Genomic DNA, 18,181 nt, shown 5'->3' with positions numbered 1-18,181 from the left:
GGTCACACCCCGGTGATGCGCCCCCAGACCTTGTGCAGCTCGGGCCGCTCGGCCGAGGTGACGTCGCGCATGGTGTGCAGCCGGGCGCGCATCCCGTCGGTCGGGAACACCAGCGGGTTCTCGGCGAGTTCGGCCTTCTCCTTGTCGCCGCTGGCCGCCAGCACCTCGCGGGCGGCCGGCACCGGGCAGATGTACTGGACGAACGCGGCGAGTTCGGCGGCCACCTCGGGCTGGTAGTAGTAGTCGATCAGCAGCTCGGCGTTGCGCTTGTGGGCGGCCCGGTTGGGGATCATCAGGCTCTCCGCCCACAGCTCGCCGCCCTCCTCCGGCACCACGAACTCGATGTCCGGGTTCTCGGCGGTGAGCTGAACGGCGTCGCCGGAGTAGGCCTGGCAGGCGAGCGCCGCACCGGAGGCGAGGTCGCTGGTGTAGTCGTTGCCGGTGAAGCGCCGGACGTGGCCGCTGTCCACCGACTTCTGCACCAGGTCCATCGCCCGGCGCGCGTCGTCGTCGGTGAACTTCGCGATGTCCGCGCCCTGGGAGAGCATCAGCAGCCCGAGCGCCTCGTCCAGCCCGGCGAACAGCGTGACCCGGCCCTTGAGGTCGGGCGCCCACAGGTCGGCGGTGGACCTGATCTCCCGGCCGAGCGCCTTGCGGTTGTAGGCGATGCCGGTGATCCCGGACTGCCACGGCACGCTGCGCCGGCGCCCGGGGTCGAAGGCCGGGTCGGCCAGCTGCGGGTCCAGGTTGGCCGTGACGTTGGGCAGGTTGGCCCGGTCCATCGCCTGCACCCAGCCCAGCGAGACGTACCGCCCGGCCATCCAGTCGCTGATCACCATCAGGTCCCGGCCGGGGGCGGCGCCCTGGGTGAGCACCGGGCTGATCTTGCCGAAGAACTCGTCGTTGTCGTTGATGTCCTCGGTGTAGCCGACCGCGATCCCGGTCTTCTCGCTGAAGGCGTCCAGGGTGGGGCGCCCGCCCGCGTCGTCGGTGTCGATGTACTGCGTCCAGTTGGAGAAGACGAGCCGCTTGTCGTCCTCCGAACGGTCCGGCGCCGAGCGGCGGTCCTCGGCCACGTACGCGGCCGGGATGCCGCAACCGGTCAGCACGCCGGCGCCGAGCAGCGCGGCCCCGCCGAGCACGGAACGCCGGCGGACGGGGCTGGAGGCGGGAGGACGGCGGGTCAGGGTGGAGCTGCTGGGCATGAGCGGCCTTCCGGAGCGTGGGACGGCCCCGGGCACGCGGGTGCTCGGGGCCGTCCTGGTTGGTACGTCAGACAGTGTGCGCGTCGGTGAGCGACAGCACCTCGTCCAGGACCGCGAGGCCGGTCTTGGCCTCCTCCTCGGTGACGGTGCACGGCGGGACGACGTGGAAGCGGTTCATGTTGACGAACGGCCAGAGCCCGCGCTGCTTGCAGGCCGCGGCCAGCTCGCCCATCGGCGCGTTGGCGGCGCCGGCCGCGTTGTAGGGCACCAGCGGCTCGCGGGTCTCCCGGCTCTTCACCAGGTCCAGCGCCCAGAACACGCCGAGGCCGCGGACCTCGCCGATCGACGGGTGCCGCTCGGCCAGCTCGCGCAGGCCGGGGCCGAGCACCGTCTCGCCGATGTGCTTGGCGTTCTCGACGATGCCCTCCTCCGCCATGGTGGTGATGGTCGCCACCGCGGAGGCGCAGGCCAGCGGGTGGCCGGAGTAGGTGAGCCCGCCGGGGAAGGGCCGCTCGGCGAAGGTGGCCGCGATCTCGGCGCTGATCGCCACGCCGCCCAGCGGCACGTAGCCCGAGTTGACGCCCTTGGCGAAGGTGAGCAGGTCCGGGGTGACGCCCCAGTGGTCGGCGGCGAACCACTCGCCGGTGCGGCCGAAGCCGGCCATCACCTCGTCCAGGATGAACACGATCCCGTAGCGGTCGCAGATCTCCCGCACCCCGGCCAGGTAGCCGGCCGGCGGGACCAGGATGCCCGCGGTGCCGACCACGGTCTCCAGGATGATCGCCGCGACGGTGCCGGGCCCCTCGAACGCGATCACCTGCTCCAGGTGCTCCAGCGCGCGCTCGCACTCCTGCGCCTCGTTCTCGGCGTGGAAGTTGGAGCGGTAGGCGTACGGCCCCCAGAAGTGCACCACGCCGGAGACGCCGCTCTCGTTGGGCCAGCGCCGCGGGTCGCCGGTGAGGGCGATCGCGTTGGCGGTGGCGCCGTGGTACGAGCGGTAGGTGGACAGCACCTTCTGCCGGCCGGTGTGCAGCCGGGCCAGCCGGATGGCGTTCTCGTTGGCCTCGGCGCCGCCGTTGGTGAAGAAGATCTTGTCCAGGTCGCCGGGGGTGCGCTCGGCGATCAGCCGGGCGGCCTCGCTGCGCGCCTCGACCGCGAAGCCGGGGGCGATGGTGCAGAGCTTCGCCGCCTGCTCCTGGATCGCGGCGACCACCTTCGGGTGCTGGTGGCCGATGTTGGTGTTGACCAGCTGCGAGGAGAAGTCGAGGTAGCGGTTGCCGTCGTAGTCCCAGAAGTACGAGCCCTCGGCGCCGGCCACCGCGAGGGGGTCGATCAGCGCCTGGGCGGACCACGAGTGGAAGACGTGCGCGCGGTCGACGGCCTTGACGGCCTGGCCGGCGGCTGAGTCAGCGGTGGGAATGCTCATGCCGGTAAGGCTAGGGCGGGCCCGTCCCCGAAGGGCAGTTCCATCCTGTCAGCCGGTCGCGCCAACCGTCGACAGGGTGCAAAGACACAGGGCCCGGGTCGAGAAGACCCGGGCCCATGGTCGGTTCAGCCGGTGATCAATTGATCAGATCGCGGTCATGACGTGCTTCACCCGGGTGTAGTCCTCGAAGCCGTACGCCGACAGGTCCTTGCCGTAGCCGGACTTCTTGAAGCCGCCGTGCGGCATCTCGGCGACCAGCGGGATGTGGGTGTTGATCCAGACGCAGCCGAAGTCCAGGCGGCGCGACATCCGCATGGCGCGGGCGTGGTCCTTGGTCCACACCGAGGAGGCCAGCGCGAACTCGACGCCGTTGGCGTACTCGACGGCCTGGTCCTCGTCGGTGAACTTCTGCACGGTGATGACCGGGCCGAAGACCTCGTTCTGGATGATCTCGTCGTCCTGGTTCAGGCCGGAGACGACGGTCGGGGCGTAGAAGTACCCCTTGTCGCCGACCCGGTGGCCACCGGCCTCGACCTTGGCGTGGGCGGGCAGCCGCTCGATGAAGCCGGAGACCTGCTTCAGCTGGTTGGCGTTGTTCAGCGGGCCGTACAGCACGTCCTCGTCGTCCACGCCGCCGGTCTTGGTCTCGGCCGCGGCCTTGGCCAGCGCCTCGACGAAGGCGTCGTGGATCGACTCGTGGACCAGCACGCGGGTGGCGGCCGTACAGTCCTGGCCGGCGTTGAAGTAGCCCGCCACCGAGATGCCCTCGACGGCCTCGGCGATGTCGGCGTCCTCGAAGACCACGACCGGGGCCTTGCCGCCCAGCTCCAGGTGGACGCGCTTGACGTCCTTGGAAGCGGACTCGGCGACCGAGATGCCGGCGCGCACCGAGCCGGTGATGGAGGCCATCGCCGGGGTCTTGTGCTCGACCATCAGCTTGCCGGTCTCGCGGTCGCCGCAGATGACGTTGAAGACGCCGGCCGGCAGCTCCAGCTCCTTGAGCACGCCGCCGATGATCTCGGCCAGCAGCACGGTGGAGGCCGGGGTGGTGTCGGAGGGCTTCAGCACGACGGCGTTGCCCGCGGCGATGGCCGGGGCGAACTTCCAGACGGCCATCATCATCGGGTAGTTCCACGGCGCGACCTGGGCGCAGACGCCGACCGGCTCGCGGCGGATGATCGAGGTCATCCCGTCCATGTACTCACCGGCGGCCTTGCCCTCCAGCATGCGGGCCGCACCGGCGAAGAACCGGATCTGGTCCACCATCGGGCCGATCTCCTCGGAGAGGGTCAGCGCGCGGGGCTTGCCGGTGTTGCGCACCTCGGTGTCGACGATCTCGTCGGCGCGGGCCTCGACCGCGTCGGCGATCTTGAGCAGCAGCTTCTGCCGGGTGCTCGGGGTGGAGTCGCGCCAGATCGGGAACGCGGCGGCGGCCGAGGCCATGGCGGCGTCCACGTCAGCGGCACCGGACAGCGGCGACGTCGCGTAGACCTCGCCGGTGGTCGGGTCGACGATGTCGAGCGTGCGGCCGTCGACCGCGTCGACGAACTCACCGTTGATGTAGTTGCGCAGCGTGCGAAGGTCGCTCACGGATCTCTCCTCGGTCTGGGCCTGCGGCGTTGCAGATTCCGGCGCCATGGTACGTCGGCGGGTCCGGCGTACGAAGGGTCCCGAGTGGCCGCACCCGGAGCGGCGCGGTCCACTGGTGGCGGTACGTGCGGCGGCCCTCGGGGGCGCGCGCGTACGGTGCCAGGGTAGCCGCACGACTGCTGGTATCGACAGGCGGAGTGCGCTCCGGCAATGAAATCCGCATACGTTTTCCAAGATCACGACGAAATCAGCAGTTTCCACGCTTGCGAACGCGCGAACGATCAGGCACAGTGGCCGCGTGGCCAACCGCGACCGGAACGCCAGCGTTCCCCTCGACGCCGCCTCCAAGGCGATCATCGAGCAGCTCCAGGAGGACGGGCGCCGCCCGTACGCCGCCATCGGCAAGGCCGTCGGCCTGTCCGAGGCGGCCGTGCGGCAGCGCGTCCAGAAGCTGCTCGACCAGGGCGTGATGCAGATCGTCGCCGTCACGGACCCGCTCACCGTCGGCTTCACCCGCCAGGCGATGGTCGGCATCCGGGTCGAGGGCGACATCGAACCCGTCGCCGACGCGTTGGCCGCCCTCGACGAGGTCGACTACGTCGTCTGCACCGCAGGCTCGTTCGACCTCCTGGCCGAACTGGTCTGCGAGGACGACGAGCACCTGCTCGAAATGATCAACAAGCGCATCCGCGCGCTTCCCGGCGTGCGGAGCACCGAGAGCTTCGTTTACCTGAAGCTCCGGAAACAGACCTACACCTGGGGCACCCGATGACAGCCGACCCGGCGCAGAAGGACCTTTCCAAGACCGCCTACGACCACCTGTGGATGCACTTCACCCGCATGTCGTCGTACGAGAACTCCCCCGTGCCGACGATCGTCAAGGGCGAGGGCACCTACGTCTGGGACGACAAGGGACGCAAGTACCTCGACGGCCTCGCCGGCCTGTTCGTCGTCCAGGCCGGCCACGGCCGTGAGGAGCTCGCCGAGGCCGCCGCCAAGCAGGCCAAGGAGCTCGCCTTCTTCCCGGTGTGGAGCTACGCCCACCCGAAGGCCGTCGAACTGGCCGAGCGCCTGGCCAACTACGCCCCGGGCGACCTGAACAAGGTCTTCTTCTCCACCGGTGGCGGCGAGGCCGTCGAGACCGCCTGGAAGCTCGCCAAGCAGTACTTCAAGCTGACCGGCAAGCCGACCAAGTACAAGGTCATCTCGCGCGCCGTCGCCTACCACGGCACCCCGCAGGGCGCCCTGTCGATCACCGGCCTGCCGGGCCTGAAGGCCCCGTTCGAGCCGCTGGTCCCGGGCACCCACAAGGCGCCCAACACCAACATCTACCGCGCCCCGGCCTTCCTCGAGGGCCCCGACGGCACGGTCGACCCCGAGGCCTACGGCCGCTGGTGCGCCGACGAGATCGAGGTGGCCATCCTCAACGAGGGCGCCGAGACCGTCGCCGCCGTCTTCGTCGAGCCGGTGCAGAACGCCGGTGGCTGCTTCCCGCCGCCGCCCGGGTACTTCCAGCGCCTGCGCGAGATCTGCGACCGCCACGACGTGCTGCTGGTCTCGGACGAGGTCATCTGCGCCTTCGGCCGCCTGGGCACCATGTTCGGCGCCGACAAGTTCGGCTACCAGCCCGACATGATCACCTGCGCCAAGGGCATGACCTCGGGCTACTCCCCGATCGGCGCCACGATCATCTCGGACCGCCTCGCCGAGCCGTTCTACAAGGGTGACAACACCTTCCTGCACGGCTACACCTTCGGTGGCCACCCGGTCTCCTCCGCGGTGGCGCTGGCCAACCTCGACATCTTCGAGCGCGAGGGCCTGAACCAGCACGTGCTCGACAACGAGTCGGCGTTCCTGGGCACCCTGGACAAGCTGCGCGACCTGCCGATCGTCGGCGACGTCCGCGGCAACGGGTACTTCTACGGCATCGAGCTCGTGAAGGACAAGGTCACCAAGGAGTCGTTCAACGACGAGGAGGTCGAGCGCGTCCTCTACGGCTTCCTGTCGAAGGCCCTCTTCGACAACGGCCTGTACTGCCGCGCCGACGACCGTGGCGACCCGGTCATCCAGCTGGCCCCGCCGCTGATCTCCGACCAGTCGACCTTCGACGAGATCGAGCAGATCCTGCGGACCAGCCTCACCGACGCGTGGGCGAAGATCTGATCCCCTGAGCCTTCTTCCCCACCCTCCGCCGAAGGGCGGCCCCGCTCCCCGCGGGGCCGCCCTTCGGCGTCCCCGGTCCGCTCAACATCACAGTCGTACGACCAAACATGCCTGAATGCGGGTGATTTGCCCGTGATGGACCAGTGCGCCGCAACCGCGACCCGGCCCCCTCGTTCTAATCTGACGACTGTCATATCCCTGCGGCCACCCAGGATGGATCCTCATGTCAGCGGCACCGCCTGACAACGACGTGCTGTGGGCCCGAGGGATCGTCAAGTCCCATGACGGCACCCCCGCCCTGCGCGGCATCTCGATCGGCGTCCGCGAGGGCGAGGTGCTCGCCGTCACCGGCCCGCGCGGCTCCGGCAAGAGCACCCTGCTCGGCTGCCTCTCCGCGCAGCTCCCGGTCGACGAGGGCGAGGTCTGGTTCAACAGCGCCCCCGTGCACACCCTCGCCCGAGCCGGCCGCGAACGGCTGCGCCGCGACCGCTTCGGCTTCGTCGGCTCGGAGCCCCACCTGGTGCCCGAACTGACCGCCCGGGAGAACGTCGCCCTGCCGCTGCTGCTCGCCGGGGCCGGCAACAAGGCCGCCTACACCGCCGCCGACGAGTGGCTGGAACGCCTCGACGTCGGCGACTGCGCCCGGCTGCGCCCCGATCGGCTCGTCCAGAGCCGGCGCCAGCGGGTCGCCGTCGCCCGCGCCCTGGCCCCGCTGCCGCCCGTGGTCTTCGCCGACGACCCCACCGCCCCGCTGCACCGCGAGGCCGCCGACCAGGTCATGCGGATACTGACCAGCGCGGCCCGGTCCCACCAGCTCACCCTCGTCCTGGCCACCCACGACGCCGAACTCGTCCGGTTCGCGGACCGCGCTGTCGCCCTCGTCGACGGACGGCTCACCGCCCCCGTCGCCCCCGTCCCCCGCGGCACCACCGCCCCCGGGGCCAACGGGGCGCCCGCCGTCACGGCCACCCGCCGCTGACGGCGCCGGGCCGCCGAACGCCGAGCCACCGAACGCCGCCGAGCCGCTGAAAGAGTCGACGTGTTCTATTTCCGTCTGGCCCGGGGCTACCGGGTGCCCGACCTCGGCCGCTGGCTGCTCACCGCGCTGGCCGCCGCCGTGGTCGCCGCCTTCCTGCTGCGCTCCCTCGGCCGGGCGATGAGCGACCCGGCCGGCGGCGCCGGCCCGCTGGCCCGGCTGCTCTGGTGCCTGCCCCCGCTCGCCGCCGTCGCCTGGTTCGCGGCCGTCGCCGCCCGCGCGGTGCCCGCCCGGCGACCCGAGCGGATCGCCGGCCTCACCGCCGCCGGAGCCGGCTCCCACCGGATCCGGACGCTGATCGCCGGCGAGGTCGCGCTCGCCTCCACCCTCGGCAGCGTGCTGACCCTGCTGGCCTTCCTGGTGCTGCGCAACGACGTCGCCGGGCCCGGGCTCGCCCCCGACCTCGGCATGGGCGTGCCGCTGCCGGCCGCCGCACCGGTCGCCCTGCTCGCCCTGGTCCCGCTCACCGCCGGCACCGCCGCCGCCTGCGCGGTGCCCGTCACCGAGACCCTGCCCGGCGGCCGCACCCAGGCCCCGACCGGCTTCGGCGTCTGGCGGATCGCCCTGGCGACCGGACTGGGCGTCATCGGCGCCGCGCTCGAACTCATCGCCCTGCGCCCCGGCGCCGCCGCCGACGGCCGCCCGATCCACCTGCCCGCCGGGCTCGGCAGCACCAGCACCGCCGCCCTCGGCGGCTGGGCCGCCAGCGCGCTCGGCCTCGCCCTGCTCACCGGCCCGCTGCTGGGCTGGGCCGGGCGGCTGCTCGCCGTCGGACGGCCCACCCCGCTGCGGCTGCTGGCCGGGCGCGGGCTCACCGCCCAGGCCCGGCGGCTCGGCGCACCGCTGGCCGTGCTCACCCTCGCCGTCGCGCTGGTGCTCACCACCGTCCGCTACTGGATCGGCACGCCCGACAGCGCCGACGCGCTGCCCGCGGTCGAGGCCTGCCTGGTGCTCGGCTGCGCGGCCGCCGCGGTGGTCACCCGGCTCGCCGAGGTCCGCACCGACCGCCGGGAGGTCACCGACGCGCTGCTGCGCCTCGGCACCTCGCCCCGGCTGCTGTTCGGCGCGGTCGCGCTGCGCACCCTCGCGGTGGGCAGCACACTGCTGCTGACCGGCGGGGCGACCGCCGCACTGGCGGCCGCCGGCCTGCGCTGACCCGCGCCACGCGCCTGGCGCCTGTCCTAGCCCGCCGCGGCGAGCTGGCCGCAGGCGCCGTCGATCTCCTGGCCGCGGGTGTCGCGGACGGTCGTCGGCACGCCGTGCGACTGGAGGCGGCGGACGAACTCGCGCTCGTCCTCGGGCCGGGAGGCCGTCCACTTGGAACCCGGGGTCGGGTTCAGCGGGATCAGGTTGACGTGCACCCGGTGGTTCTTGATCAGGCGGCCGAGCAGGTCGGCCCGCCAGGCCTGGTCGTTGATGTCCTTGATCAGCGCGTACTCGATGGAGATCCGGCGGCCGGACTTCTCCGCGTAGTTCCAGGCCGCGTCCAGCACCTCGGCGACCTTCCACCGGGTGTTCACCGGGACCAGCTCGTCGCGCAGCTCGTCGTCCGGGGCGTGCAGCGACAGCGCCAGACGGCAGCTGAGGCCCTCGTCGGCGAACCGGTTCATCGCCGGAACGAGGCCGACGGTGGAGACCGTGATGCCGCGCTGGGACAGGCCGAAGCCGTCCGGGGCCGGGTCGGTCAGCCGGCGGATCGCGGCCAGCACCCGGTTGTAGTTGGCCAGCGGCTCGCCCATGCCCATGAAGACCACGTTGGACAGCCGCGCCTCGCCGCCGGGGATCTCCCCCGCCTTGAGCGCGCGCATCCCGGAGGCGATCTGCTCGACGATCTCGCCGGTGGACAGGTTGCGGGTCAGACCGGCCTGGCCGGTGGCGCAGAACGGGCAGTTCATGCCGCAGCCGGCCTGCGAGCTGATGCACATGGTGACCCGGTCCGGGTAGCGCATCAGCACGGATTCCACGAGCGTGCCGTCGAACAGCTTCCAGAGCGTCTTGCGGGTGGCGTCGTCGTCGCAGGAGACGTGCCGGACCACCGACATCAGCTCGGGCAGCAGGCTCCCAGTGAGCTTCTCCCGGCTGGCGGCGGGGATGTCCGTCCAGCTCGCCGGGTCGTTCGACATCCGGCCGAAGTAGTGGTTGGAGAGCTGCTTGGCGCGGAACGGCTGCTCGCCCAGCTCGGCGACGGCCTCCTTGCGCTCGGCGGGGCTCAGGTCGGCGAGGTGTCGCGGGGGCTTGGCGCCGCGCGGCGCGACAAAGGTGAGTTCTCCGGGCTTAGGCATGGTTGTTCCAGTGTCGCAGACGCGCGAGGGCCCCGGACGCCTGGCGTCCGGGGCCCTCACCTCGTACGTCCCGCCCGGGCGGGTCAGCTGCCGACGAAGGCCGCCAGCAGCAGCCAGACCACCGGGGCGGTCGGCAGGAGCGAGTCCAGCCGGTCCATGATGCCGCCGTGGCCGGGCAGCAGCGTGCCCATGTCCTTGATCCCGAGGTCGCGCTTGATCATCGACTCGCCCAGGTCGCCCAGGGTCGCGGTGACCGCCGCGCAGCCGCCCAGGATCAGGCCCTGCCACCAGCTGCCGCCGTCGATGATCAGCTCCATCAGCAGCGCGCCCGCCAGCATCGACAGGCCGATGCCGCCGGCCAGGCCCTCGCGGGTCTTGCCCGGGCTGATCGTCGGGGCCAGCTTGGTCTTCCCGAACTTGTAGCCCACCGCGTAGGCGCCGGTGTCGCTGCAGATCGTCACGATCAGGAAGAGCACGATCCGCTGGGGGCCGTCGTCGGCCGCCAGCATCATCGCCACGAAGGTGGCCAGGAACGGCACGTAGAAGGCCGTGAACACGCCTGCCGTTATGTCCCGCAGGTAGTCCTCCGGCGGCTCGGCCATCCGCCAGACCATCACCGCCAGCCCGGTCAGCGCGAGCGAGGCGGCGGCCCACTGGATGCCGGACCAGTAGCCGGTGGCGACCATCGCGATGCCGCCCACGACCAGCGGGACCAGCGGCGCCTTGATCTGCTTGCGCTCGGCGAGCCGGCTGGTCAGCTCCCAGACGCCGACCGCGACCGCGGCCATCACGACGACCAGGAACAGCGCCTTCACCACGAACAGCGAGGCGATGATCACCGCACCGAGGCCGACGCCCACGCCTATGGCGGCCTGGAGGTTACGGCCGCCGCGCTGCTTGCGCGGCTGCGGCTGCGGAGCGGGCTGGGCGGCCACGGGTGTCTCCTGCCCTGGGAGGGACGACGGCACGAAGCGGGGCTGCCCGGCCGCCAGGTGGTTCGCCGGCGGCGCGGGATGCACCGGTGCCCCCGGGTGCGGCGGGGTGCCGTGACCGGGGGCGGCGTCGTCGGATATCGCGCGCAGCACGACCGTCTCCGTGACGCCCGGCGGCGCCGGCTCGGGCTGTTCGTCCCGGAACAGCGGGCCGCTCAGCCGACCGGCCCCCCGGGCCTGCCCCTCGGCGGGGTCGGCCGGGCCGCCGGTGGCGGGCCGCCCGTGGGCCGCGGGCCGACCACGGCCGGCCGACCGACCGTGGTCGGGCGTGCCGGGCGGCGGGCCGGGCTCGGCCGGTACGGGAGGCATGACCTGAGTCTCCTCCGCGTCGCCGCCCCAGTACACCGGAGGCTGCTGCGGCTGATCCGAACGGAGGCCCGGCGCTCCCGGGGGGACGCCCGGCGTGCCCGGGGGCACGGCGTGGCCGCCCGGGTGACCGGGATGCCCCGGGGCCGGCGCCGCAGGCCGCGCGCCGTACCCCGGCGCCGGGTGGGCCGGGACAGGGGCGGCCTGCGGGTGCGGCGCCGGGCGGTAGGGCTGGAACTGCTGGTCGGACGGGCCCCAGTAGCCGGGGGCGTCAGGGGCGTCGTTCATCAGACCTCGAGCAGCTCGGCTTCCTTGTGCTTCAGCAGCTCGTCGACCTGGGCCACGTACTTGGCCGTGGTGTCGTCGAGCTCCTTCTCGCCGCGGCGGCCGTCGTCCTCGCCGACCTCGCCGTCCTTCACCAGCTTGTCGATCGCGTCCTTGGCCTTGCGGCGCACAGCGCGGATCGAGACCTTGGCGTCCTCGCCCTTGGTGCGGGCGATCTTGATGAACTCCCGGCGGCGCTCCTCGGTCAGCTCGGGCAGCACCACGCGGATGATCGAGCCGTCGTTGGACGGGTTGACGCCCAGGTCGGAGTCGCGGATCGCCTGCTCGATGGCCTTCAGCGCGGTCTTGTCGAACGGCGAGACGACCGCCATCCGCGGCTCCGGCACCGAGAAGGAGGCCAGCTGGTTGATCGGCGTCACGGCGCCGTAGTACTCCGCGACGATCTTGGCGAACATCGCCGGGTGCGCGCGGCCGGTGCGGATGGCCGCGAGGTCGTCCTTGGCGACGCTGACGGCCTTCTCCATCTTCTCCTCGGCCTCGAGGAGGGTCTCTTCGATCACTGTGGTCTCCCTGTCCGGTTCATCTGCTGTTGTCCCGACCGGTGTCGGCGCGGCGGCCGGTCACGGCGCCGCCGCCGTCCCGTACGGCTGGTTGCTGCTCAGGCCCGGACAGAATCCTGGCTGATGAGTGTGCCGATCTTCTCACTCTTCACCGCACGCGCGATATTGCCCTCCGCCAGCAGCTCGAAGACCAGCATCGGCAGGTTGTTGTCCTTGCACAGCGTGATCGCGGTGAGGTCGGCGACCTTGAGGTCGCGCGCGATGACCTCGGAGTACTCCAGCGCGTCGAACTTGACCGCGTCCGGGTTGGTCCGCGGGTCGGAGTCGTAGACGCCGTCCACGCCGTTCTTGCCCATCAGCAGGACGTCGGCGTGGATCTCCAGGGCGCGCTGGACGGCCGTGGTGTCGGTGGAGAAGTACGGCATGCCCATACCGGCGCCGAAGATCACCACGCGGCCCTTCTCCAGGTGCCGGACGGCCCGCAGCGGCAGGTACGGCTCGGCGACCTGGCCCATGGTGATGGCGGTCTGGACCCGGGTCTCGATGCCTTCCTTGACCAGGAAGTCCTGCAGCGCCAGGCAGTTCATGACGGTGCCGAGCATGCCCATGTAGTCGGAGCGGGCCCGGTCCATGCCGCGGACCTGGAGCTCGGCACCCCGGAAGAAGTTGCCGCCGCCGATGACCACCGCGACCTCGGTACCGGCACGGACGACGGTGGCGATCTCCCGGGCGATCGCGTGCACGACGTCCGGGTCGACGCCGAGCCCGCCACCACCGGCGAAGGCTTCACCGGACAGCTTGAGCAGCACCCGGCGGCGCGAGCCGGCCTTGGGGTCCTGCGCGGTCTCCTGCGTCTCCTGCATGGACTTCTCCTTTTTGCACCTACTGGTCACAGACGCGGGTGTGCGGATGCCCGGCCTGCGCGTACACGCGAGGAGGCCACTGCCGCGGGAACCGGTTCGGTGTCCTGCACGGCAATGGCCTCCTCGTCGTTCATGGTGCCGACGCGAGCCCGCCCGTTGGCGGTAGGCGCGGGGTGAGCCCGTTCGGCGTTCCTCCCGCCCCGGTCAGCGGGCGGGGGCGGTTCCCAGCGTAAGGGGGCCGGGGACCAGGTGGAACGTGGCTCAGGCGCCGACGCGGAAGCGGGCGAAGCGCTTGAGGGCGACGCCGTTCTCCTCGAGGACCTTGGCGACGGTCTTCTTGTTGTCCTTCGCGAAGGCCTGCTCCAGGACGGAGTTCTCCTTCACGAAGCCCGTGACGCGGCCCTCGACGATCTTCGACAGGGCGGCCTCCGGCTTGCCCTCCTCGCGGGCGGTGGCCTCGGCGACGCGGCGCTCGTTCTCGAGCTCCTCGGCCGGGATCTCCTCGCGGGACAGGTACTTCGGCGCGAAGGCGGCGATGTGCTGCGCGACGTCCTTGGCGACCTCGGCGTTCTCCTTGTCCAGCTCGACCAGGACGCCGACGGCCGGCGGCAGGTCGGGGCTGGTCTTGTGGAGGTAGACCGCGACGAAGCCGTCACCGTCGAACTGGGCGAAGCGACGGAAGACGATCTTCTCGCCCAGGGTCGCGTTGGCCTCGTCGACGAACTGCTGGACGGTCTTGCCGGCCTCGATCTCGGAAGCCAGGGCGGCGTCCAGGTCGGCCGGGGCGGTCTTCGCGACGTGGGCGGCGATGGCGTCGGCGACCTGGACGAAGTTGTCACCCTTGGCGACGAAGTCCGTCTCGCAGTTCAGCTCGACCAGAACGCCGGACTTCTTGTCCTCGGCGATGAGCGCGGCGACGGCGCCGTTGGAGGCGTCACGGCCCTCGCGCTTGGCAACGCCCTTCTGGCCCTTGATGCGCAGGAGCTCGACGGCCTTCTCGACGTTGCCCTCGGCCTCGTCCAGGGCCTTCTTGCAGTCCATCATGCCGGCGCCGGTGAGCTCACGGAGCTTCTTGACGTCCGCGGCGGTGAAGTTCGCCATGGTGTGAATCTCTTCTCGCGTCTCGCGTGTCTGCGTGGGGATGCGCCGGGACCGCTGGTTCGGTCCCGGCGCGGGAGAGAGGGGCACCTGCCGGCTTCGTACCGGCCGGTGCCCCTCACCCTTGGTACGTCAGGCCTGCTCGGCCGGCGCCTCGGTGGCGGGGGCCTCGACAGCGGCCTCCTCGGCGGCGGGGGCCTCGGCGGCGGCCTCGGCGGGGGCCTCCTCGGCCTTCTTCTCGCCCTCGATGAGGTCCTTCTCCCAGGCGGCCAGCGGCTGGTCGGCGCCCGGCTCGGCCTTGGCGTCGCCCTTGGCGACACCGGCGCGGGACTTCAGGCCCTCGGCCACGGCGTCGGCGATCACGCGGGTCAGCAGGGTGACGGAGCGGATCGCGTCGTCGTTGCCCGGGATCTTGTAGTCGACCTCGTCCGGGTCACAGTTGGTGTCGAGGATGGCGACGACCGGGATGTTGAGCTTCCGGGCCTCGCCGACCGCGATGTGCTCCTTCTTGGTGTCCACGATCCAGACGGCGCTGGGAACGCGCTGCATGTCGCGGATACCGCCGAGGGTCTTCTCCAGCTTGTCGTGCTCGCGCTGGAGGACCAGGAGCTCCTTCTTGGTGAGACCGGAGCCGGCCACGTCCGAGAAGTCCAGCTCGCCGAGCTCCTTCAGACGCTGAAGGCGCTTGTAGACGGTCGAGAAGTTGGTCAGCATGCCGCCGAGCCAGCGCTGGTTCACGTAGGGCATGCCCACGCGGGTGGCCTGCTCGGCGATGGCCTCCTGGGCCTGCTTCTTCGTGCCGACGAAGAGGACGCTGCCGCCGTGGGCAACGGTCTCCTTGATGAACTCGAAGGCGCGGTCGATGTAGTTCAGCGACTGCAGGAGGTCGATGATGTAGATGCCGTTGCGCTCGGTGATGATGAAGCGCTTCATCTTCGGGTTCCAGCGGCGGGTCTGGTGACCGAAGTGGACGCCGCTCTCCAGCAGCTCCCGCATCGTGACGACGGCCATTGCCGTACTCCTTGGTGTTACGGCCCGGCAGCGGCACTGCGTCGCAGCGATAGCCCACAGCCGGGTCAGTCTCGGTTTGTCCGTGGCGGCCAGGTGACAGCCACGCCTGACGCCCCGAACGTGCCGAGCCGCTACCACCCTTCCGGCCCGGGGGCCGGTCGGGCTCGGCGGACCGAGCGGCACTCGCACCTGGCGGGGCTGCGGACGAACCGCGTCCGGCCGCCGGTGGCGGGGCGTGCGAAGTCGACCCGGCGGACCGGGTCGCGTGTGAAGTGTACGGGAAGCGCCGAGGGGCGGGCGACTCCACGCGTGGCCGGGGGCCCGCCGAGGACCTGGGAGGAGCCCGGGGAACGGCCGGGGTGGGCGGGTTCCGGTGGGGCGGCGGCAGCGTTCCCGTGGGACGGCGGCGGGGTCGGGGCGGGTCGCGCGGGGCGGCCGGGGGTGGAGTCGGAGGTGGAGCTCGGCGTGGGCGCGGAGGCGGGTGCGGGGGCGGACGCGGGTCGGTCGACCGCCTGCCCCGGGTCCGTCACCGGTATGCCGTTTGTACACCGGATGGCGGCGCCCGTACACCCGCCCGGGGGATGGCGCTCGGGCGTGGGGGCGGTTTGTCCACAGGAATCCGAATGTGGGTGGTGCGGGGGCGGCGCGGGGGCGAGCCTGCGGGCATGACTGGTCGCGGGTGGTTCGGTGGGGTGATCGGGGTGATCGGGGTGATCGGGGTGGGCCAGGTGGGTCGGGCCGGTCGGCGGGCTCACGGGGTGCTGCCGCTGTGGGTGGCGGTGGTGCTCGTGGTCGTGCTCGCGGCGCCGGGGGCTTCCTATGCCTCGGGCGTCTCAGGAGCCTCACGGGCTTTGGGAGGCTTCGGTGCCGTCGGTGCGGTCGGTGCGGTCGGCGTCCCGGGCCCGGGCGGCGAGGCCGGGCGGGGTGGTGCGCGGGCCTGGCCGGTGGGTGGCCCGGACGGGGTGCTGGGCCGGTTCGAGCCGCCGGCGAAGGTCTGGGCCGCCGGGCACCGGGGGGTGGACCTCGCCGCCGCACCCGGGGCGGAGGTCCGGGCGGCGGCTCCCGGAGTGGTCACGTTCTCCGGGCCGGTGGCGGGACGGCCGGTGGTGACCGTCTCCCACCCGGGCTCGGGCTCTCCCCCGCTCCGGACCACCTATCTGCCCGTCACCGGCACCGTCCCGGTCGGCACCCCGGTGGCCGCCGGACAGACGATCGGACTGCTCGCTCCAAACGGGCGGCACTGCGCCGGGCGCGACTGCCTGCACTGGGGGCTGCTGCGCGGAAACCGCTACCTCGACCCGCTGGCCCTCTTCGGCGCGGGCACGGCCCGGCTGCTGCCACTGGACGGCGGGGACGGGTAGGGCGCCGGGCCGGGGGTGGGGTGCGGGTCAGGGCCTGGGCCGGGGTCGAGGGCAGGCCCGGAGCCGGGCTCAGGCGCGGACGAGCCCGCGCAGCACCATCGCGACGGCGGCGTCGGCGATCTCCTCGGGGCTCTCGGTCGCACAGCCGGCGCGGCCCCCGGTCGCGGCCTGCTCGGCCCTGCGGGTCGCCGCCTCCACGACGCCCTGGACCAGGGCCGCGGCGAGCCGGGGCTGCTCGTGGCCGAGTTCCTCCAGCGTCCGGCCGACCAGACCGGCCAGCCTGCCGTGCGCCGCCCTGATCCGCTCACGCGCGGCCTCGTCGAGCTCCAGCGCCGAGATCGCCACCACCGCGCGGTGCCGGGGGTCGGCGGCCAGTGCCAGCTGGCCCCGGACGTAGGCCTCGATCCGCTCGACGGCGGTGTCGCAGCTCGCCATCCCGGCCTCGATCTCGGCCGCCCAGAGCGGGAGGTCCACCTCACAGAGCGCCTCGACCACGGCGGCGCGGGAGCGGAAGTACTCGTAGACCGAGGAGCGCGCCAGCCCGGCGCGCGCCGCGAGCGCGGGGAAGGTCAGGGCCTCCATGCCACCCTCGGTCAGCAGGATGCGGGCAGCATCGAGGAGGGCTGCCCGCTGGAGCTGGCGATGCTCGGCCACCGTGGCCGCTCGGATCTTCGGCACGGTCCCACTGTACGGAGCCCTACCTCCGGCCGGTACGGCGCCGCGCATCGGAACGGGGCCCGGGCCCGGCGACCGGCTTCTGACGACCGACGGCAGACACCCCTCCGGCCGGCACCTTCGCTGCCGGCGCCCTTGCTGTCGGTCCCCGGCTGCCGGCGCCCTTGTCGTCGGCGCCCTACCGGATGTCCGACAGCTTGGCGCGCAGCTGGAGGACGGACTTGGTGTGGATCTGACTCACCCGACTCTCCGTCACCCCCAGCACCTGCCCGATCTCGGCGAGGGTGAGACCCTCGTAGTAGTAGAGCGTCACCACCGTCTTCTCCCGCTCGGGGAGGGTGTTGACCGCCTGGGCCAGCAGTCTGCGCAGCTCGCGGTCCTCGGCCACCTCGACCGGGTTGTCCGCACCGTGGTCGACCAGGGTGTCCATCAGGCTCAGCCGGTCGCCGCCCTCCCCCACCGGGTGGAGCAGTTCGTCCAGCGCGACCACGTTGGCGAGCGACAGCTGGCTGAAGATGGCGTGCAGGTCCTCGATCGCGATGCCCATCTCGGCCGCGACCTCGGGCTCGTGCGGCGTCCGGCGCAGCCGGGCCTCCAGCGTCGCGTACGTCCGCTCGACCGCCTTCGCCTTCTGCCGCACCGAGCGCGGGATCCAGTCCAGGGCGCGCAGCTCGTCGATGATCGCGCCCCGGATGCGGCTGATCGCGTAGGTCTCGAACTTGATGGCGCGGTCGATGTCGAACTTCTCGATCGCGTCGATCAGCCCGAAGACCCCCGAGGAGACGAAGTCCGCCTGTTCGACGTTGGAGGGCAGGCCGACCCCGACCCGCCCCGCCACGTACTTGACGAGCGGTGAGTAGTGGAGGATCAGCTGCTCCCGCAGCCGCTGGTCCCCGGTCTCCTTGTAGGAGCGCCAGAGCTCTTCGAGGGCGGTGCGCCCCTGGGCCGCGACCTCCCGGACATCCTGCCCCTGGCCGCCGTCCGCCGCCTTCTCCCGGCGGAGCGGGGACACCGGCGAGGCGAGCGCCGGAGAGGTGGCGCCCCGGGCCGGCGCACTGCCGGGCGGCCGGGGCGCGCCGGCCGCGACCGCGCCGGGGGGCACACCGGCGGGCGCCCCGACAGGCGCGCCGTCGAGGTCGGCCGCGCCGGCGCCCGGGGCCGGCTCGGCACCCCGGGCCGCATCCGTAGGCTGGGGCACCACCGTCGGCCGCCCGCCCTGGCGGGACAGGCCTCCCATCGTCCCCGCCGACTTGGACGGGTAGTCGGACGCGGGGCGCCGCTCGGTCCGCGGCCCTCCCGAGGACCGAGCGCCACCGGTCACTCTGTGT

At 72.3% G+C, this 18,181-nt stretch carries 16 protein-coding genes; 5 read left to right on the top strand and 11 right to left on the bottom strand.

What is annotated here, in order from left to right:
- Positions 1-2 precede the first annotated feature (2 nt).
- From ACFY4B_RS38395 to ACFY4B_RS38385, 3 genes are all read right to left on the bottom strand, one after another.
- Positions 3-1,205 carry a spermidine/putrescine ABC transporter substrate-binding protein gene (locus ACFY4B_RS38395; protein ID WP_387975824.1) on the bottom strand — a complete coding sequence of 401 codons (1,203 nt, stop codon included), beginning with the start codon at positions 1,203-1,205 and terminating at the stop codon, positions 3-5.
- A gap of 67 nt (positions 1,206-1,272) precedes the next feature.
- Positions 1,273-2,631 (bottom strand): aspartate aminotransferase family protein, encoded by a 1,359-nt coding sequence (locus ACFY4B_RS38390; protein ID WP_049651899.1) that lies wholly within the window; start codon positions 2,629-2,631, stop codon positions 1,273-1,275.
- Positions 2,632-2,775: 144 nt separating this feature from the next.
- Positions 2,776-4,269: a gamma-aminobutyraldehyde dehydrogenase gene (locus ACFY4B_RS38385; protein ID WP_049651898.1), complete on the bottom strand. Its 1,494-nt coding sequence runs from the start codon at positions 4,267-4,269 to the stop codon at positions 2,776-2,778.
- 250 nt (positions 4,270-4,519) lie between these two features.
- On the opposite strand from ACFY4B_RS38385, the gene ACFY4B_RS38380 reads away from it, so the two are divergent.
- From ACFY4B_RS38380 to ACFY4B_RS38365, 4 genes are all read left to right on the top strand, one after another.
- Positions 4,520-4,993, top strand: a complete 474-nt coding sequence (locus ACFY4B_RS38380; protein ID WP_030306695.1) for an Lrp/AsnC family transcriptional regulator — start codon at positions 4,520-4,522, stop codon at positions 4,991-4,993.
- A complete protein-coding gene (locus ACFY4B_RS38375) occupies positions 4,990-6,384 on the top strand; it encodes an aspartate aminotransferase family protein (protein ID WP_049651897.1) in 1,395 nt (464 codons plus the stop codon). The genes ACFY4B_RS38380 and ACFY4B_RS38375 overlap by 4 nt, the downstream gene beginning before the upstream one ends.
- 223 nt (positions 6,385-6,607) lie before the next feature.
- Positions 6,608-7,363, top strand: coding sequence for an ABC transporter ATP-binding protein (locus ACFY4B_RS38370; protein WP_387975821.1), 756 nt, complete (start codon positions 6,608-6,610; stop codon positions 7,361-7,363).
- Positions 7,364-7,423: 60 nt separating this feature from the next.
- Complete coding sequence (locus tag ACFY4B_RS38365) at positions 7,424-8,575, top strand: hypothetical protein (RefSeq protein ID WP_380741074.1); 1,152 nt, start codon at positions 7,424-7,426, stop codon at positions 8,573-8,575.
- 26 nt (positions 8,576-8,601) lie between these two features.
- Here the strand turns inward: ACFY4B_RS38365 and rlmN are convergent, their stop codons facing one another.
- The 6 genes from rlmN to rpsB all read right to left on the bottom strand — a co-directional run bounded on the left by rlmN (position 8,602) and on the right by rpsB (position 14,817).
- Complete coding sequence (gene rlmN, locus ACFY4B_RS38360) at positions 8,602-9,702, bottom strand: 23S rRNA (adenine(2503)-C(2))-methyltransferase RlmN (RefSeq protein ID WP_074001525.1); 1,101 nt, start codon at positions 9,700-9,702, stop codon at positions 8,602-8,604.
- Positions 9,703-9,785: 83 nt separating this feature from the next.
- Positions 9,786-11,003, bottom strand: coding sequence for a phosphatidate cytidylyltransferase (locus ACFY4B_RS38355; RefSeq protein ID WP_387975818.1), 1,218 nt, complete (start codon positions 11,001-11,003; stop codon positions 9,786-9,788).
- 284 nt (positions 11,004-11,287) lie between these two features.
- The gene (frr, locus tag ACFY4B_RS38350) at positions 11,288-11,845 is read right to left on the bottom strand and encodes a ribosome recycling factor (RefSeq protein ID WP_049657639.1); all 558 of its coding nucleotides are present in this window, start codon (positions 11,843-11,845) and stop codon (positions 11,288-11,290) included.
- A gap of 98 nt (positions 11,846-11,943) precedes the next feature.
- Positions 11,944-12,708, bottom strand: coding sequence for a UMP kinase (gene pyrH / locus ACFY4B_RS38345; protein WP_030056790.1), 765 nt, complete (start codon positions 12,706-12,708; stop codon positions 11,944-11,946).
- 261 nt (positions 12,709-12,969) lie between these two features.
- The gene (gene tsf / locus ACFY4B_RS38340; RefSeq protein ID WP_074001524.1) at positions 12,970-13,809 is read right to left on the bottom strand and encodes a translation elongation factor Ts; all 840 of its coding nucleotides are present in this window, start codon (positions 13,807-13,809) and stop codon (positions 12,970-12,972) included.
- A gap of 129 nt (positions 13,810-13,938) precedes the next feature.
- Positions 13,939-14,817, bottom strand: a complete 879-nt coding sequence (gene rpsB, locus ACFY4B_RS38335; RefSeq protein WP_049657635.1) for a 30S ribosomal protein S2 — start codon at positions 14,815-14,817, stop codon at positions 13,939-13,941.
- 665 nt (positions 14,818-15,482) lie between these two features.
- Here rpsB and ACFY4B_RS38330 point away from each other — a divergent pair.
- Complete coding sequence (locus ACFY4B_RS38330) at positions 15,483-16,178, top strand: murein hydrolase activator EnvC family protein (protein ID WP_387975815.1); 696 nt, start codon at positions 15,483-15,485, stop codon at positions 16,176-16,178.
- A 69-nt stretch (positions 16,179-16,247) separates the two neighbouring features.
- On the opposite strand, the gene ACFY4B_RS38325 is transcribed toward ACFY4B_RS38330, so the two are convergent.
- Both ACFY4B_RS38325 and whiG read right to left on the bottom strand, forming a co-directional pair.
- Complete coding sequence (locus ACFY4B_RS38325; RefSeq protein WP_117491975.1) at positions 16,248-16,832, bottom strand: TetR/AcrR family transcriptional regulator; 585 nt, start codon at positions 16,830-16,832, stop codon at positions 16,248-16,250.
- Positions 16,833-17,031: 199 nt separating this feature from the next.
- Positions 17,032-17,955, bottom strand: a complete 924-nt coding sequence (gene whiG, locus ACFY4B_RS38320; protein ID WP_241852776.1) for an RNA polymerase sigma factor WhiG — start codon at positions 17,953-17,955, stop codon at positions 17,032-17,034.
- Between the last annotated feature and the right edge of the window lie 226 nt (positions 17,956-18,181).

The sequence above is a fragment of the Kitasatospora sp. NPDC001261 genome (assembly GCF_042896795.1).
GTDB lineage: Bacteria > Actinomycetota > Actinomycetes > Streptomycetales > Streptomycetaceae > Kitasatospora.
The sequence above is the reverse complement of the archived record's forward strand: the minus strand, read 5'-3'. Positions and strand labels throughout refer to the sequence as shown.

What these genes read in the sequence shown, in the direction of transcription:
- ACFY4B_RS38370 (WP_387975821.1), top strand. Translation starts at nt 6,608, where the DNA reads ATGTCAGCGGCACCGCCTGACAACGACGTGCTGTGGGCCCGAGGGATC.
- rlmN (WP_074001525.1), bottom strand. Translation starts at nt 9,702, where the DNA reads ATGCCTAAGCCCGGAGAACTCACCTTTGTCGCGCCGCGCGGCGCCAAG.
- pyrH (WP_030056790.1), bottom strand. Translation starts at nt 12,708, where the DNA reads ATGCAGGAGACGCAGGAGACCGCGCAGGACCCCAAGGCCGGCTCGCGC.
- ACFY4B_RS38385 (WP_049651898.1), bottom strand. Translation starts at nt 4,269, where the DNA reads ATGGCGCCGGAATCTGCAACGCCGCAGGCCCAGACCGAGGAGAGATCC.
- ACFY4B_RS38395 (WP_387975824.1), bottom strand. Translation starts at nt 1,205, where the DNA reads ATGCCCAGCAGCTCCACCCTGACCCGCCGTCCTCCCGCCTCCAGCCCC.
- ACFY4B_RS38390 (WP_049651899.1), bottom strand. Translation starts at nt 2,631, where the DNA reads ATGAGCATTCCCACCGCTGACTCAGCCGCCGGCCAGGCCGTCAAGGCC.
- ACFY4B_RS38355 (WP_387975818.1), bottom strand. Translation starts at nt 11,003, where the DNA reads ATGCCTCCCGTACCGGCCGAGCCCGGCCCGCCGCCCGGCACGCCCGAC.
- ACFY4B_RS38375 (WP_049651897.1), top strand. Translation starts at nt 4,990, where the DNA reads ATGACAGCCGACCCGGCGCAGAAGGACCTTTCCAAGACCGCCTACGAC.
- tsf (WP_074001524.1), bottom strand. Translation starts at nt 13,809, where the DNA reads ATGGCGAACTTCACCGCCGCGGACGTCAAGAAGCTCCGTGAGCTCACC.
- rpsB (WP_049657635.1), bottom strand. Translation starts at nt 14,817, where the DNA reads ATGGCCGTCGTCACGATGCGGGAGCTGCTGGAGAGCGGCGTCCACTTC.
- ACFY4B_RS38330 (WP_387975815.1), top strand. Translation starts at nt 15,483, where the DNA reads ATGACTGGTCGCGGGTGGTTCGGTGGGGTGATCGGGGTGATCGGGGTG.